This window comes from Streptomyces sp. NPDC127197, assembly GCF_042672405.1.
Classification (GTDB): domain Bacteria; phylum Actinomycetota; class Actinomycetes; order Streptomycetales; family Streptomycetaceae; genus Streptomyces; species Streptomyces flavusporus.
Map to the genome: position 1 here is coordinate 187699 of NZ_JBHXVG010000004.1, position 14776 is coordinate 202474.

Annotated in this window: 14 protein-coding genes; 4 read left to right on the forward strand and 10 right to left on the reverse strand. The window is 75.7% G+C overall.

Going from position 1 to position 14776, the window contains the following annotated elements:
- Window positions 1–2: 2 nt before the first annotated feature.
- The 3 genes from ACFVJQ_RS08355 to ACFVJQ_RS08365 are packed head-to-tail and all read left to right on the forward strand — an operon-like array spanning window position 3 to window position 2762.
- Window positions 3–908, forward strand: coding sequence for a glycosyltransferase family 9 protein (locus ACFVJQ_RS08355; protein WP_385509080.1), 906 nt, complete (start codon window positions 3–5; stop codon window positions 906–908).
- Window positions 909–937: 29 nt separating this feature from the next.
- Complete coding sequence (locus ACFVJQ_RS08360; protein ID WP_385782243.1) at window positions 938–1843, forward strand: glycosyltransferase family 2 protein; 906 nt, start codon at window positions 938–940, stop codon at window positions 1841–1843.
- On the forward strand, window positions 1830–2762 hold the full coding sequence (locus tag ACFVJQ_RS08365; protein ID WP_385508965.1) for a glycosyltransferase family 2 protein: 933 nt from the start codon (window positions 1830–1832) through the stop codon (window positions 2760–2762). The genes ACFVJQ_RS08360 and ACFVJQ_RS08365 overlap by 14 nt, the downstream gene beginning before the upstream one ends.
- A 66-nt stretch (window positions 2763–2828) precedes the next feature.
- Here the strand turns inward: ACFVJQ_RS08365 and ACFVJQ_RS08370 are convergent, their stop codons facing one another.
- Entirely contained in the window at window positions 2829–3023 is a 195-nt protein-coding gene (locus ACFVJQ_RS08370) for a DUF2795 domain-containing protein (protein WP_224733218.1), read from the reverse strand.
- A 527-nt stretch (window positions 3024–3550) separates the two neighbouring features.
- Here ACFVJQ_RS08370 and ACFVJQ_RS08375 point away from each other — a divergent pair.
- Window positions 3551–4819: an MFS transporter gene (locus ACFVJQ_RS08375; protein WP_385782245.1), complete on the forward strand. Its 1269-nt coding sequence runs from the start codon at window positions 3551–3553 to the stop codon at window positions 4817–4819.
- A 16-nt stretch (window positions 4820–4835) separates the two neighbouring features.
- On the opposite strand, the gene ACFVJQ_RS08380 is transcribed toward ACFVJQ_RS08375, so the two are convergent.
- The 9 genes from ACFVJQ_RS08380 to ACFVJQ_RS08420 all read right to left on the reverse strand — a co-directional run bounded on the left by ACFVJQ_RS08380 (window position 4836) and on the right by ACFVJQ_RS08420 (window position 14776).
- Window positions 4836–5861 carry a glycosyltransferase family 9 protein gene (locus tag ACFVJQ_RS08380; RefSeq protein WP_385781893.1) on the reverse strand — a complete coding sequence of 342 codons (1026 nt, stop codon included), beginning with the start codon at window positions 5859–5861 and terminating at the stop codon, window positions 4836–4838.
- Window positions 5858–7252 carry a D-glycero-beta-D-manno-heptose 1-phosphate adenylyltransferase gene (rfaE2, locus tag ACFVJQ_RS08385; RefSeq protein WP_385781896.1) on the reverse strand — a complete coding sequence of 465 codons (1395 nt, stop codon included), beginning with the start codon at window positions 7250–7252 and terminating at the stop codon, window positions 5858–5860. Before rfaE2 ends, ACFVJQ_RS08380 begins: the two co-directional genes overlap by 4 nt.
- Window positions 7249–7905 carry an SIS domain-containing protein gene (locus ACFVJQ_RS08390; protein WP_385508961.1) on the reverse strand — a complete coding sequence of 219 codons (657 nt, stop codon included), beginning with the start codon at window positions 7903–7905 and terminating at the stop codon, window positions 7249–7251. Before ACFVJQ_RS08390 ends, rfaE2 begins: the two co-directional genes overlap by 4 nt.
- Before the next feature lie 147 nt (window positions 7906–8052).
- Window positions 8053–9321, reverse strand: coding sequence for a glycosyltransferase (locus ACFVJQ_RS08395; protein ID WP_385781899.1), 1269 nt, complete (start codon window positions 9319–9321; stop codon window positions 8053–8055).
- Window positions 9318–10283 (reverse strand): glycosyltransferase, encoded by a 966-nt coding sequence (locus ACFVJQ_RS08400; protein ID WP_385508959.1) that lies wholly within the window; start codon window positions 10281–10283, stop codon window positions 9318–9320. Before ACFVJQ_RS08400 ends, ACFVJQ_RS08395 begins: the two co-directional genes overlap by 4 nt.
- Window positions 10280–11440: a glycosyltransferase family 9 protein gene (locus ACFVJQ_RS08405; RefSeq protein ID WP_385781902.1), complete on the reverse strand. Its 1161-nt coding sequence runs from the start codon at window positions 11438–11440 to the stop codon at window positions 10280–10282. The genes ACFVJQ_RS08400 and ACFVJQ_RS08405 overlap by 4 nt, the downstream gene beginning before the upstream one ends.
- The gene (locus tag ACFVJQ_RS08410) at window positions 11437–12045 is read right to left on the reverse strand and encodes a D-glycero-alpha-D-manno-heptose-1,7-bisphosphate 7-phosphatase (RefSeq protein ID WP_385508957.1); all 609 of its coding nucleotides are present in this window, start codon (window positions 12043–12045) and stop codon (window positions 11437–11439) included. The genes ACFVJQ_RS08405 and ACFVJQ_RS08410 overlap by 4 nt, the downstream gene beginning before the upstream one ends.
- The gene (locus ACFVJQ_RS08415) at window positions 12042–13115 is read right to left on the reverse strand and encodes a glycosyltransferase family 2 protein (RefSeq protein WP_385508956.1); all 1074 of its coding nucleotides are present in this window, start codon (window positions 13113–13115) and stop codon (window positions 12042–12044) included. Before ACFVJQ_RS08415 ends, ACFVJQ_RS08410 begins: the two co-directional genes overlap by 4 nt.
- Window positions 13115–14776 (reverse strand): carbamoyltransferase, encoded by a 1662-nt coding sequence (locus tag ACFVJQ_RS08420; RefSeq protein WP_385508955.1) that lies wholly within the window; start codon window positions 14774–14776, stop codon window positions 13115–13117. The genes ACFVJQ_RS08415 and ACFVJQ_RS08420 overlap by 1 nt, the downstream gene beginning before the upstream one ends.

A 14776-nucleotide genomic window follows, 5' to 3' on the forward strand; every position in this document is an offset into this window, starting at 1 on the left:
CGGTGAAGGCGCTCGTCGTACGCCCGGACGGGTTCTGCGGTGTGCTGCTGGCCGGACCGGCCGTCCGCGCCGTCGCCACCCGGGCCGCCCACGTCACGGTGATGTGCGAACCCGACGGCGCGCCCGCCGCCCGGCTGCTGCCCCACGTCGACGACGTCCTCGCATGGGACGCGCCCTGGGAGCCGCCCGGACCGGACCGGACGGACGGCGAGGGCCCCCTGCGGGTCCTGCGTGAGGCCTGCTACGACGTGGCGCTCGTCCTCGCAGCGCAGGGGCGCAGTCCGCTGCCCGCCGCGCGGCTGCTGCGGACGGCACGGGTGCGCCGGATCGGTGCCGACGGCGCGTACGGCGACGACGGCCTTCTCGATGTCGGCCACCGACGCCTGCCGGGCCAGGACGAGGCCGCGGCGGCCCTCGACACGGCCGCCGCGATGGGCTTCCTGCCCAGGGCGGGCGACGACGGACGGCTGCGCGTGATCCCGCCGCCCGACACCACGGGCCTCACGGGCAACGGCCCCTACGTCGTCGTACACCCAGGGGCCGACGCGTGGACCCCGGACCGCTGTTCCGAGGCCGTTGCCGAGCTCGCCGATGCCGGCCATCGCGTCGTCGTCACCGGCGGACCGGAGGAGACCGCCCTGACCCGGTATGTCAGCGGCGCCACGGCGGTCGACCTCGGCGGCCGCACCGACCCGCGACGGCTCACCGGTGTCCTGCACGCCGCCGATGCCGTCGTCGCCGGCGCCCCGGGCGCGGCCCACCTCGCCGCGGCCACCGGCACTCCCGTCGTCTCGCTCGTCCCGCTGGCCTGCCTCCGCGGCGTGCCCGGCATCGTGCTCGGGCCGGACGACACCACGGCCCGGGACGTGGCGAGCGCCGTGCGCAAACTCCTCGCGGAGAGCGCGTGAAGGCCGACACTCCCGTCCCGGAGGAGCCCATGCCCGACGCCGCCGCCCCCCGCGTCACGGTCGCGATGATCACCCGCAACCGCTGCCGGAGCGTCCTGCGAACCCTCGACCGGCTGGCCGCCCTCCCCGAGCGGCCACCGGTCGTCGTCGTGGACAACGGCTCCACCGACGCGACGGTGGCCGCGGTACGGGCCCATCCGGTGGGGGCACATGTCCTCGCGGTCGGCCGCAACACCGGTGCCCTGGGCCGCAACCTCGCTGTCCGCCACGCCACCACCCCGTACGTCGCCTTCAGCGACGACGACTCCTGGTGGGCACCCGGCGCCCTGGACACCGCTGCCGACGTGCTCGACGCCCACCCGCGCCTCGGGCTGCTGGCCGCGCGCACCCTGGTCGGCCCGGACGCCGTGGAGGACCCGCTGAACTCCGTGCTCGCGGACTCGCCGCTGCCGTCCGACCCCGATCTGCCCGGCCGCCCCGTCCTCGGCTTCCTCGGGTGCGCGGCCGTGGTCCGGCGCAGCGCCTTCCTCGACGCCGGGGGCTATCACCGGGTGCTGTTCTTCGGTGGTGAGGAGACACTGCTCGCCTACGACCTGGCAGCCCGCGGCTGGGGCGTCTGCCATGTCCCCGAGGTGATCGCCCTGCACCACCCCGAGCCCGGCGGGCGGCCCGGCCGGTCCGCGGTCGTGCGGCGCAACGCCCTGCTCACCGCCTGGCTCCGGCGGCCCGTGCCGGTGGCCCTGCGGCACACCGGCCACGTCCTCGCCGCCGCGGCCAGGGGCGAGCCGGAGGCCGCGGCGGCCCTGCGCGGCACGCTCGTCCGGCTCCCCGCGGCCCTCCGGGACCGCGAACGGCTCCCCGAGCCGGTCGAGCATGCGGCCCGGCTGCTGGACGGGGCGGGCGGCGGAGAGGGAGAACGACGTGGGCCGAGCTGACACGACGTACGGCGACGGGCCGGGACCTGACCCACGTACGACCGTCGTCGTGATCACCCGCGACCGGCGCGCCGAGCTGCTGCGCACCCTGCGCATCCTGCGGGAGCTGCCCGAGCGGCCCCGGGTCGTCGTCACCGACAACGGGTCCCGCGACGGCACCGCCGAGGCCGTCGCGCAGCACTTTCCGGAGGTGCTCCTGCTGCGCCCGGGCCGGAACCTGGGGGCGGTCGGCCGCAATCTCGCGGTGCGGCAGGTACGGACGCCGTACGTGGCGTTCTGCGACGACGACACCTGGTGGGAGCCGGGTTCTCTGCGGCGGGCCGCGGACCTGCTCGACGCGCATCCCGCGCTCGCGGCCGTCACGGCCCGGATCGTCGTCGAGCCGTCCGGGGAGGAGGACCCCGTGGTCGCCGAGCTGCGCGACTCGCCCCTGGCGGGCCCCGACTGGCTGCCCGGCCCCGCCCTGGGCTCGTTCCTCGCCGCTGCGACCGTGCTGCGGGCCGACGCGTTCCGGGCCGTCGGCGGCTTCCACCCCGGGCTCTGGATCGGCGGGGAGGAGGAACTCCTCGCCACCGACCTGCTGCGCCTCGGGTACTGGCTGAGTTACGTGCCGGAACTGACCATCCATCACGCCGCGTCACCGGTCCGCGACAGCACCGGCCGACGGATCCTCGGCCTGCGCAACACCCTGTGGTTCACCTGGCTGCGCCGCCCCTGGCCATCGGCCCTGCGCCGCACCTGGTACCTGCTGCGCACCGTGCCGCGCGACCGGGCGTCCGCACGGGCCTTCGCGCGTGCGGCGGCAGGGCTTCCCTGGGTGCTCAGACAGCGCGACCCCGTCCCGGCCGACCTGGAGGCCCGGCTGGCCGCCCTGGAACGGGCGCGGCGCACTTCTCCCGCCCGCAGGTACGTCGGCTGAACGGCCGTGCGCCCATGAGAACGGCGGCCGGGCTCGAAGCGCCGGCCGCCGCGTCCGTGAGGTTGATCACTCCTTGCCGAACACGGCCTTGCTCACCTCGGCGGGGTTCTGGAACTCCTTCTTGCCGAGGTGCGAGATCCGCTCGGTGACCTCCTTGGGCGCGTGATTCTTCTTGGCGACCTTCGCCAGCTGGTCCCGGTCGGCCGGATACTCCGCGCCGGACAGGGCTTTCTGCAGATCAGGGGGGCTGATACCAGCCATGACGCCTCCACGTCGGTGAGAGGTACGGGGGCTTCCCCCATACCTCCGGGTGCCCCTTGTCGCGCGCCGGATAACGCCGGACGACACGGTCCTCCGGCGGGGTCGCCGGGGAGGCTGTGAGCAAGTGCACAGGATGCGGCAAATCCCGGTGGGCTTCTGCGACTTGGTGCTTTTCGACCGCCTCGCCCGAGGGTGTGCGACGTGACTCGGAAGTCCCGTCTGCCACGATGGGCGACGCCGTGCTCCGGTGTCCCGGCAGGTGTGCCGAGGACGGGCTTTCCGGCAGCGCGGCGGCCCGACAGATCCGGGCGGAGTGACCGCGCAGCGCAGCCGGTGTTCCGAGCTCCCGCGGATTGCCGATTCCCGACCCGAGTCCCCCGGGACCCCTCTCACCGAGAACTCCTGTGTCTTCCACTCCTGCCCCTTCCGTGCCTCCTGCCGCCTCCGCGCCGGACGCCGCCGCGCCGTCCGCGGAGCCGTCCACGGGCGAGTCCCGCTCGCCGTGGCGGTCCCTGAAGTACCGCAGCATGCGCTGGTGGTCGCTGGCGAACTTCGTGTCCAACGCCGGTACGTGGATGCAGCTCACGGTGCAGAACCTGCTGGTGCTGCAGATCACCGGATCGGCTGCCGCCACGGGTCTGTCCGTGTCCGTGCAGGCCGCCCCCGCCCTGCTCGTGAGCCTCGCGGGCGGTGCGGCTGTCGACCGCTGGCCGCGGAAGCTGACGGCCATGGTCAGCCAGGCCCTCCTCGGTGTCGTCGCCCTCGTCACGGCCCTCCTCGTGGCGACGGACCGGCTCGACCTGACGGTCCTGCTGGTCCTGGCCGCCGTCACCGGCACCATCGCCACCGTCGACGGACCGGCCTGCGCCCTGCTCGGCAACGACCTGGTCCCGACGGCGGACGTCCCCTCCGCGATCGGCGTGGGCTCCCTGGTGCACAGCGCCGGCCGGCTCGCCGGCACCGCGCTCGCCGGCGTGACGGTCGGCTTCCTCGGCACCTTTGCCGCCTACGCCGCCAACGGCGCGTCCTTCCTCTTCGTCGCCTCGGTCATCCCTTTCCTGCGCCCCGCCGCCGGGGCCGTCCGGCAGGCCGTGCACAGCGCGCCCGCCATTCCCGCCCAGCGGGGCTCCAGGAAGGCCGGTCACGACATGACCGTGCGGCAGGGCCTCGCCTACTTCATGCGCCGCCCCCGGCTGGTCGCGCTCGCGGGCGTCACCGGGATCAGCGCGGTCTTCGGCCGGAACTACGGACTCACCCTGGCCGTCCTCGTCACCGGCCCGCTCGCCGGCGGCGCCGGGGCGTTCGGCACGGTCTCCACCGTCCTCGCCGTGGGCGGCATCCTCGGCGCGGTGCTCGGGGCCAGGCTGCGGCGGCCGTCCGTGCGGCTCGTGGGCATCCTGGCCGCCGTGGGCGCCCTGCTCCAGGCCGTGGCGGGACTGTCGCCGTCGCTCGCCGTCCTGCTGGTGCTGGTCCTGCCCATGGCCGTCGTGGAGTCCGTCTCCGACACGGCCGGGACCACCGTCCTCCAGACCGATCCGCCCGCCCACATGCGGGGCCGCGTGCTGGGCGTGTGGGGCAGCATCAGCACCGGATGGGGCCTGGCCGGGCCGCCCGCGCTGGGGCTTCTCATGGAGCTTGCGGGTGCCCGTGGCGCGCTGGTGACCGGTGGGCTGATCATCGCCGGCGCGATCGGAGCGGGTTTCTTCCTGCGGGAGCGGCGCAGTACGACGCCGGTGCCGCTGCGGACCGGCGAGCGCGGCGGGGCAGCTCAGCCGGAGCTGGGCACGGCTGCTTGACGGCGCGGGGCCGGGGTCAGCGAGGCCCTCGGGTGGTGATCGGCCGGCGCCCCTGATCCGCCAGTTCCCGTACCGCTTCGACGACCTCGTCGACGCCGATTCTCAGCAGGCGTTCGTCCGGCAGGCGGCCGTGGGCGTCGCCGGGGCGGGGCGAGTCGTCGTCGCCCGGGTGCCACAGCACCCGGTGCCGCGCGTCGGGTGGCGGTCCCCAGAGGCGAGGGGCGACCGGGCCGAACAGAACGACCGAGCAGGTGCCGAGCGCCGTGGCCAGGTGGGCCGGCCCGGTGTCGCCGGCCACCACGCAGCGGGCCCGCGCGACGAGCGCGGCCAGCCGGTCGAACGGCACGTCACCGGCACCGCCCAGGACCGTGCTCGGCGGCAGGCCCGCCTCCGCCGCCACGAACCGCGCCAGCGCACCCTCACCCGCGCCCGCGGTCACCACGACGTCGTGACCCGATCTGCACAGTTCCCGGGCCACGGCCGCGAACCGTTCCTTCGGCCAGCAGCGGGCGGGTGCGTCGGCCCCGGGGTGCACGAGGACCGCGCCGGGTGCGGGAGAGGGCGCCGTGGGCGCCGGGATCCGCAGGTCGGCTGGGTCCGCCGGGATGCCGTACCAGCGCAGCAGCCGGCACCAGCGGTCCCGCTCGTGTTCGTCCTCCCGCCAGGCGGGGCCGACGATGTCGGGCGTTGCGGGGTGCGCGTAGGCGAACAGCCGGTGCGGGCGGAGCCGCTGCAGCAGCAGGTGGCTCGGCGGGCCGTTGCCGTGCAGGTCCACGGCGAGGTCGGGTGCCGGTCCGCACCACGGCAGTGCGGCCGGTACCGCCCGGCCGGCGGCGGACGTGGGCAGCAGCCGGTCCACCAGGCCGGTCGCGGCGGCTGCCCCGGCCAGTCGACCGGGGGCGGCCAGCACGAGCTCGTGGCCGGGCAGGTGCCGCCGTAGCGCCCTCAGGGCGGGAACCGCCGTCAGCAGGTCACCGAGGCCGAGCGCCCGCAGCACCAGCGCCCGCGGCCGGGCCGCCGTGCCGCCCTCCCCGACCCTCACGGCGCGGACGGTGGCACGGCGGCCTCCGCGGCCCGGCGGGCCAGCAGCGTCGTGGACCGCCCGTCCAGGTAGGGCAGGACGACCGCCTGGCCGCCCCACGCGCGCAGGACCTCCGCCTCCGGCAGGTCCTGGACGCAGTAGTCGCCGCCCTTCACCCACACGTCGGGCCGCAGCCGGGTGAGCAGTTCCTCCGGCGTGTCCTCGTCGAAGACCGCGACGGCGTCGACGCTGCCGAGGGCCTCGAGGACGCGGACGCGGTCCGCCACCGGGTTGAGCGGGCGCCCCGGGCCCTTGAGCCGGGCGACGGAGGCGTCCGAGTTGAGGCAGACGACGAGGCAGTCGCCGATGCCCCGGGCGCTGTCCAGCAGACCGACGTGCCCGGCATGCAGCAGATCGAAGCAGCCGCCGGTGGCCACCACCGTGCCCCCGCGCGCCCGGACCTGCTCGGCGAGTGCGAACGCGTCGGTCCCGGGCGCGCCGGCCGCGTCGGAGGCGGGCGCCGTCCGCCACAGCGCCGGGTTCCCGGCACCGCCCTCCGCCACGAACGCGGCGGCCTCCGCGACGGCCCGCTGCAGGGCCTCCTCCGGGAGCGCACCGTCCGCCAGGGCACCGGCCGTCGAGGCGGCGAAGCAGTCACCCGCGCCGCACGGATCACCGACGGCCCGGTACGGCGCCGGGATCAGCATCGGTGTACCGCCCCCGGGCCGGGCCAGCAGCACTCCGCGCTCCCCGAGCGTCACGGCGACCCCCGCGGCCTGCCAGCGGTCCGCGAGCCGCGCCCCGCGCTCGGCGTGCGCCCGCAGCGAGTCGCCCTCGTCGGGGCACAGGCTGCGCGCCTCGGCGGCGTTCGGTGTGACGAGCCGGGCTCCCGGGACGGGGGCGTCGCCCTTGGGGTGCGGGTCCCACACCAGCGGAGTGCGGGGGACGGCGGCGGCCAGATGCTCCCGGACGGCGCTCGCCGTGTGCCGCCCGTAGTCGGCGACGAGGACGGCGTGGGCCTGCGCCAACGCCTCGCGCACGGCCCCGTCGGGCTCGCCGGGCGTACCGCCGCCCCGGTCGATCCGCACCAGCGGGCGGCCGCCGGCCAGTACCCGGGTCTTCACCGGCAGGCTGCCCGTCAGCGGGATCTCCACCAGCCGGACCCGGCCGCTCAGTTCACGGCGTACGGCCTCGCTGGCGGAGTCGTCGCCGAGGGCGGTGACCAGGACCACTTCACGCCCGCCCCGGGCCGCCAGCGCGGCGGCCAGCCCCGCACCTCCGGGGTGACGCCGGTCGCGGGCGACGTCGACGACGGGCGCCGGGGCGTCCGGGGACAGCCGCGTGGCGACGCCCTCGATGTCCTCGTCGAGCAGCACGTCCCCGACGACGACCAGCGGCTTCAGCCCCGTCACGACGCCCTCCTGTGGGCCGCGACCGCTCGGGGCGCGGAGGGGCGCCTGGCCGACGCGGCACGGGGGGCGAGTGCCGCGTCGAAGGCTTCGCACAGCAGGTGCACGGCGACCAGGTGGGCCTCCTGGACGGTCGCCGTGCTGTCGGCCGCGACGCACAGCGTCTCGTCGGCGGCCTCGGCCAGCGGGTTGGGCTGCGGCCCGGTCATGGCCCACACGCGCAGCCCGGCGGACCGGCCGGTCACGGCCGCGCTGATCAGGTTGGCGCTGCGGCCCGAGGTGGACAGCAGGACCAGGACGTCCCCGCGGCGGCCGTGGGCGGCCACCTGGCGCGCGTACACCTGGTCGAATCCGTAGTCGTTGCCCAGGGCGGTCAGGCTGGAGGTCTCCGCGTGCAGGGAGATGGCCGAGTAGGCGGGCCGTTCGCGGCGGTACCGGCCGACGAGCTCGGCGGTCAGATGCTGGGCCTGGGCGGCGCTTCCGCCGTTGCCGGCGGCCAGGAGCCGGCCGCCGGCGGGCAGCACCGCGGCGAGCCGGTCGCCCCATTCCGCGATCCGGGCGAGGCCGTCGCGGCGCAGCCGGACGAGCGCCTGCTCGAGGGACCGGCAGTGCACATGGGCGGCTTCGAGGGCAGGTGACGCAGGGAATTCGCTCATGCTGGTCGGGCGTACCGCGTCGCGCTGGACGGCGGCCGGACCCGCACCTCCTTCGGGCGTCGGTGCTCCGGGATCGGTCGGAGAGCTGTCGGGAGCCGGGTACGTCACCCGGGCCCGGCGGACGAGGGGGTGATGGCAAAGGGGTTGTCACACCACCCCCGTCACGGCCTGTTGGGCGTCCAGGACGGCGCAGTACGCCGCCTCCGTCTCGGCCGCGACGCGTCCCCAGCCGTACCGGCGCAGGACGCGACGGCGCCCGGCCGCGCCGCACGCCTCCCGTGCCTCGGGACGGGCGAGGAGATCGGCAACGGACCGGGCGAGGGCCTCGGGGTCGCGGGGCGGCACCAGACGTCCGGTGCCGGGGTCCGCGACGGTGTCCAGATGGCCGCCCACCGCGCTCGCCACGACGGGCCTGCCGCAGGCCATCGCCTCCAGCGGGACGATGCCGAACGGTTCGTAGTACGCCGGGCACAGCACCACGTCGGCGCCCCGCAGCAGTGCGGGCACCTGACGGCTGGGCACCCCGCCGGTGAAGTGGACCCGGTCGGCGACCCCCGCCCGACGGGCGATGGCGCGCAGTCGGCGTACCTCCGGGTCGTCGTCGAGCCGGTCCCCGGGCGGGCCGCCGACCACCACGAGTTCCGTGTCGGGCAGCCGGGCCAGCGCGGCGATGGAGACCGCGGCGCCCTTGCGCGGGACCAGCCGTCCGAGCTGGAGCAGCCGGTAGCGGTGGGTGCGGCGCTTCGCGGCCGGGCCCCGGGGGGTGAACAGGTCGGTGTCGACCCCGCACGGCACGATGCTCACCCTGTCGGAGGGGATGCCCATCCTGTCCAGTTCCACGACCTCGTCCCGGCAGGTGGCGATCACCCGGTCGCAGCCGAGGCCCACATCCGTCTCGTGGGCGATCCGCTGCGGCGGGCTGGTGTCCGCCAGCTGCTGGTGGCGTCGCTTCACCGTGCCGAGCGCGTGGTAGGTGTGCAGCAGGGGCAGGCCCAGCGGGCGCACCGCCCGCAGTGCGGCGAGGCCCGACATCCAGAAGTGCGAGTGCACGAGGTCGGGCGGCCGGCCCCGCCAGACCCGGGTCAGATGGCGGGCGAAGTCCCCCATGTGGGGCAGGAGTTCATCCTTGGGTATCGGCTCCGCCGGTCCGGCGGGCACGTGGTGCACCTCGACCCCCTCGCGCAGGACGACCCGGTCGGGCAGGTCGGCGTCGTCGCGCCGGGTGTACACGGTGACCCGGTGTCCGCGGTCGGCGAGCGCGCTCGCCAGGCAGGCGACGTGGACGTTCTGCCCGCCGGCGTCCACCCCGCCCAGCGCGGCCAGCGGGCTCGCGTGCTCGGAGACCAGCGCGATCGCCAGGGAACCGGGGCCGTCGCCGTCATGGGTGTGCAGCAGGGATCCCATCCATGAGGTCATGCGCGCACCTCCGTCAGCACGCGCTCCCAGTCGTCCAGGAAGCGTTTGAGCCCGTACCGTCCGAGAGCCGCCTGGCGTGCCCGGGCGCCGTCCTCGGCCGCGGCCTCAGGCTCCTCGAGATAGTGCCGGGCGGCTCGGGCCAGCACCTCGGGCCGGGTCGACAGCGTGCCCGCGCCCGGCGGGACCGCCTCGACCGCCTCCGTGGTGGCGAGCGCCACCACCGGCATGCCCAGATGCATCGCCTCCAGCAGCGACAGGCCGAGGGACGTCCAGCGCACCGGATGCAGATACAGCCGGCGCTCGGCCATCGCCGCGTGCAGTTCGCTCTGCGGCAGGTCGGCCGAGCGGCACCGTTGCCCGGGCACGCCGAGGTGCTCGGCGAGGCCCTCGGTGCGCATGCCGAAGACGTCCAGCGGCGCCGCCTCGGACAGGGCGGGCAGCAGATCCGTACCGGTGTGACGGCCGCGCCGCACCGGGTCGTTGACGACGACAGCCGCACGTGGGAGCCGACCGGTGTACTGGTGCCCCGGGTCGACGATGCCGTGCTCGATCACCTCGGTGCGGGTGGTGCCGCAGTCCCAGAACAGGCGGTTGAAGTGGGTGACATGAACCAGCGTCAGATCGTCGCAGTCGGCCAAAGGGTGTCGGGTGGCGGGCACGTTGCCGTCCGGCGCGTTGTGCTCCAGGTACACGGCGGGCAGTTCACGCCCGGGCCGGCGACCGCCCAGCCAGCGCTCGGCCAACTCCCTTTCGTGCGGGCGCTGGAGGACGACCAGGTCCACCTCCGCCTCCCGCAGTTCCTCGGGGGCCATCTCCCGCACCGAGGCCGGCCAGGAGAACGTACGGGCCCGGCCGAGCCCGTCCGCGTCGCGGTCCGGGGTCACAGGAACGAGGTAGGTGTGCGGTCCCTGGACGAATGCCGTCGTCCAAGAGCCGTGCACATGCCACAACAGAATGTTCATCTGGTTGCTCCTCGTTCCGTTTCGGCGGTGCCGCCGGGTTCGTGGGGGGCGGGCGGCTCAGGAGGCAGGCCCGCAACCGGTTCGGTCTGATTCGACTTCCTTGTCTGCTTGAAGTTATTCATCCCGACTAGTCGGTTCTCACCAAGTGCGACGACCGCGGCCAGCACCTCCGCGTCGCCGATCCCGTCGAGACACGGATGTCCCGGCGTGGGACAGCGCCGGGCTCTGCTCCCCGCACAGGCCGCCTCCTGGTCCCCGAGCAGCACGTGCGGGACGCCGTACGGGCGCCAGCGCTCGGCCGGAACGACCGGCGCGAACAGCGAGACGACGGGTGTCCCGACCGCGGCGGCGAGATGCGCCGGCCCGGTGTTGCCGACGACGGCCACTCGAGCCGCGGCCAGGACCCCGGCCAGCTGGCGCAGATCGGTGCGCCCGCCGAGGTCGAGGGCGTGCCGGCCGGCGACCCGCGCGGTCAGCTCCAGCTCGCCGGGACCGCCGGTGACGACGACCCGGAACCCTGCGGCCGACAGCGCGGCCGCGGCCCGGGCCGCCCGCTCGGGGCTCCACGCCCGCGCGGGCACCGCGGCGCCGGGGTGGAACACCACGTAGGGCTCGGAGCCGGTCAGCGGCGTGGTGTCCGGCGGGGTCGTGACGCGCAGGGCACCGTCGTCGCCGGGCGGCAGCGCGAACCCGGCGTCCCGGGCCAGGTCCAGGGCCGCCTGGACCTCGTGCCGGTGCGGCTGCCGGTGGTGCCGCAGATCGAGCAGGGCGCCCGGGTAGTCCTCGCTGTCGGCCGCCGTCCAGCCGACCCCCGCCAGCTTCAGCAGCAGGGCCGCCGGCAGCGGGCTCTGGTGGTACGACACGAGGATCAGCGCGCGGTCGAAACGGCGGGCCGACAGCGCCTGGAGCAGCTCCCGGGTCGCCGGCCGCGAGACCGGCGCCGGCTCCACGCCCACCCAGGGCGCCTCGTGCACCAGCACCTCGTCCACACCCGGCAGCAGCTCACCCGCGCCGACGCCCTGCGGCCCGCACAGCAGCGCCGTGTACGAGGACCCGGTGGCCACCGCGCGGACGGCAGGGCCGGCCAGCAGGACGTCGCCTGCGCTGTCCAGGCGCACGACCAGGGAGCGGGGGAGGCTTCGGGAACCGGCCGTCATGGCTCTCCCGCCACCAGACCGGGCGCCGGGTCGAGCACGAGACGAACCGCCGTGAGCAGGTCGGGGGCCGTGGCCTCGGCGCGTTCGGTTTCCTCGCGGAGGGTCGTGGGGGTGGGCACGAGCACGCCCCGGGCGCCCGCGGCGCGGGCGGCGGCCACGTCGGCCTCCGTGTCGCCGATGACGACCGTACGTTCCACCGGGACGCCGAGCCGTGCGCACGCGGCCAGCACCAGGCCCGGCGCGGGCTTGCGGCAGCGGCAGCCGTCGTCCGGTCCGTGCGGGCACACCGCCCACACCCCGAACGGGCCGAGCAGCTCGTCGACCCGCTGCCGCACGGCTGATACCTGACGGTACGTCAGCAGCCCGCGCGCCACCCCGGACTGATTGCTCACCACCCCGATCCGAACGCCCCGCGCGCGCACGGCGTCGACGGCTTCCCGCGCCGTCGGCATCGGCTCGACCCGCGCCGGGTCGCCGTTGTACGGCACGTCGGCGACCAGCGTGCCGTCGCGGTCGAACAGGACCGCCGACGGGTAGCCATCCGTCGGCCTCGCGGCATCGGGCGGCCCGTCGAACAGCCACGGCACGCAGCTCAGGCGCCTCATGAGCGCACCCGTTCCCGATCCGGCCGCCGCCGGGCAGGCGGCGACTCACCGGAGCCGTGGACGACGACAGGCGACGTCCCCCGATGGACCACCTGCCCCCGCAGCCAGTGCCAGACGGCGGCGGGCGGGATGGCCACGCTGGTCAGCGCCATGGTGACGATCTCGTCCCGGGTCCTGGGTCCCGGCACGATCCGCGCCAGCGCGAACTCGGCCGTCCCGCCCAGCCAGGCAGCCGCGCACGCCGTGGCCGCCCGGGGCCTGCCCAGAACCGCACAGACGAGGGCCGTCACCCCCGCTCCGGTCACCGCCAGATGGCGGGGCAGCCGCCCGCGGGGCGCTCCGGCGCGGCCCCACCATGTGCGGCCGTGCAGCCGGGTCATCAGGACGTCGTCCGCGTTGCCCGCCTGGAGACGTACCGAGACCCAGCGGTCGGCGGGACGCACCGGATGGGTCGTGCGGCGGTCCCCGGCGGACACGGTCCACCCGGCGGCGAGCACCCGCAAGGCGAGGTCCGCGTCCTCCCGGAAGGCCCGCCGGAACCGTTCGTCGAATCCGCCGACCGCCTCCAGCGCCGCCCGGCGGTACACCATGTCGGCCGTGATCCAGCGGGCGGTGGCGAGCCCGGCGGTGTTGCGTTCCCAGTCCGTGGGCCGACGGTCCGGTGGGAGAGGGACGTCGATACGAGCGGTGATCGCGCCCGTCCGGGGTGTCGCCGCGGCCAGGTCCAGCGCGAGATCCTCGCCCCAGGCGGGGCCGGGCACCACGTCGTCGTCGAGGAAGGCGATCCAGGGCACATGCCCGGCCGCCCGCCACCCGGCGTTGCGCGCGGCGGCCGGACCCCGCGCCCGACCCCGGACGACCGTGACGAGCGACCGCAGCGCCTGGGGGACGTCGACGGACAGCGGCGCGCGCGAGGGGCCCGGGCGATCGTCGACGAGGACCACCCGCACCGGCGGCGGCCCGCCGGCCCGGGCCAGCGCGCGCAGACAGGCGTCCAGGCTGGGGCGGCCGAGCGTCGGGATCACCACCGCGTACTCGGTGTGCGCCCGCTGGGCTGCGTACTGGGCCATCACGCCCTCCCGTCGCCGGCCGCGCGGAAGAAGTCACCGCGCCGGACCGCGTAGGGGCCGATGGCGAGCAGGTCGACGGGCGAGGAGCCGAAGCACTCCAGCGCGTCGCGCGGATCGTCCACCATGGGCCGGCCCGCCGTGTTCAGGCTGGTGTTCACCACCACCGGCAACCCGGTGAGCCGCTCGAACGCCATGAGCATGCGGGCGACCAGCGGCTCCTGCGCCCGGTCCACGGTCTGGATGCGGGCCGTGCCGTCGACGTGCACGACAGCCGGGATGCGGTCCCGCCAGGCCTCGGCCACGTCGTGGACGAACAGCATGTACGGGCTGGGCAGCGGACCGTCGAAGATCTCGGCGGCGCGGTCGGCCAGCACCATGGGCGCCACCGGCCGGAACTGCTCACGGCCCTTGACGTCGTTGAGCCGTTCGAGATTGCCCGCGTGCCCGGGGTGGGCCAGCAGCGAGCGGTGGCCGAGCGCCCGGGGGCCGTACTCGGAGCGGCCCTGGAACCAGGCGACGATCCCGTTGTCCGCGAGGGCCTCGGCCACGGTCGCCGCGATGTCCGCGGGCCGCTCGAACGGTACGGCCGCCGTCTTCAGCCACGCGCCGAGCTCCGCGTCGGACCAGTCCCGGCCCAGGTCGGCGCCCCGCATGGGCTCCGGCGCGTCCCCCGCACCCGCGGCCAGCAGCAGCGCGCCGCCCAGCGCCGTTCCGGCATCCCCGGCCGCGGGTTGCACCCACACCTGGGAGAAGGGCCCCTCGCGCGCGATACGGGAGTTGGCGACGCAGTTGAGCGCGACGCCCCCGGCGAGTGTGAGCACACCGTGGTGCGTCCGTCCGTGCAGCCAGCGCACCAGGTCGAGCAGCGTCTCCTCCAGGACGGCCTGCGCGGACGCGGCGACGTCCGCGTGGTCCTGCGTCCAGGGCTCGTCGGAGGCCCTCGGGGGGCAGAACTCGTGCCAGGGGACGCCGGTGGCGTGGAACCCGCCGTCGCCCGTCGGGTACACGTAGCGCCGCAGTTCGGGCAGCATCCGCGGGGTGCCGTGCGAGGCGAGGGCCATCACCTTGAACTCGTCGGAGGAGCGCAGGAAGCCGAGGTGGTCGGTGAGCTCCTCGTACACCAGCCCCAGGGAATGGGGGAGTTCCTGGGCGTGCAGCGCTTCCAGCCGCTGCCCGACCCGGCGCGCGGCCAGGTGCGAGGCACGCTCCCCGCGGCCGTCCAGGACCAGGACGGACGAGTCGCCCGCGTCGGGTGCGGCGAAGGCGCTGGACGCGGCGTGCGCCATGTGGTGCGGCACGAAGCGGACCTTGTCGCGGTCCAGGCCCGGCAGCGCGGAGGCGAGAAAGCCGGGCGCCTCGCGGGCGTAGGTCTGCCGCAGGTGGTCCCAGGGATCGTCCAGGCCCATGGACTCGGCCGGCCGGGCGAGCTGCGGGTCGTAGGAGTAGGCGACCGCGTCGAGGTCCTGCGGGCGCAGACCGGCCCGGCCCAGACACCACGCGGCGGCCTTCTCCGGCAGTTCCCAGGCGGAGAAGGGAACCGGCCGCTTGCCGTGCTTGCGCCGGGAGAACCGCTCCTCCTCGGCGGCCGCGACGATACGGCCGTCGACCACCAGGGCGGCGGCGGGGTCGTGGAAGAGGGCGTTGATTCCGAGGATGCGCAT

What these genes read in the sequence shown, in the direction of transcription:
- ACFVJQ_RS08390 (WP_385508961.1), bottom strand. Translation starts at nt 7,905, where the DNA reads ATGAGCGAATTCCCTGCGTCACCTGCCCTCGAAGCCGCCCATGTGCAC.
- ACFVJQ_RS08420 (WP_385508955.1), bottom strand. Translation starts at nt 14,776, where the DNA reads ATGCGCATCCTCGGAATCAACGCCCTCTTCCACGACCCCGCCGCCGCC.
- ACFVJQ_RS08375 (WP_385782245.1), top strand. Translation starts at nt 3,551, where the DNA reads ATGCGCTGGTGGTCGCTGGCGAACTTCGTGTCCAACGCCGGTACGTGG.
- ACFVJQ_RS08360 (WP_385782243.1), top strand. Translation starts at nt 938, where the DNA reads ATGCCCGACGCCGCCGCCCCCCGCGTCACGGTCGCGATGATCACCCGC.
- ACFVJQ_RS08370 (WP_224733218.1), bottom strand. Translation starts at nt 3,023, where the DNA reads ATGGCTGGTATCAGCCCCCCTGATCTGCAGAAAGCCCTGTCCGGCGCG.
- ACFVJQ_RS08400 (WP_385508959.1), bottom strand. Translation starts at nt 10,283, where the DNA reads ATGAACATTCTGTTGTGGCATGTGCACGGCTCTTGGACGACGGCATTC.
- ACFVJQ_RS08395 (WP_385781899.1), bottom strand. Translation starts at nt 9,321, where the DNA reads ATGACCTCATGGATGGGATCCCTGCTGCACACCCATGACGGCGACGGC.
- ACFVJQ_RS08410 (WP_385508957.1), bottom strand. Translation starts at nt 12,045, where the DNA reads ATGAGGCGCCTGAGCTGCGTGCCGTGGCTGTTCGACGGGCCGCCCGAT.
- ACFVJQ_RS08405 (WP_385781902.1), bottom strand. Translation starts at nt 11,440, where the DNA reads ATGACGGCCGGTTCCCGAAGCCTCCCCCGCTCCCTGGTCGTGCGCCTG.
- ACFVJQ_RS08415 (WP_385508956.1), bottom strand. Translation starts at nt 13,115, where the DNA reads ATGGCCCAGTACGCAGCCCAGCGGGCGCACACCGAGTACGCGGTGGTG.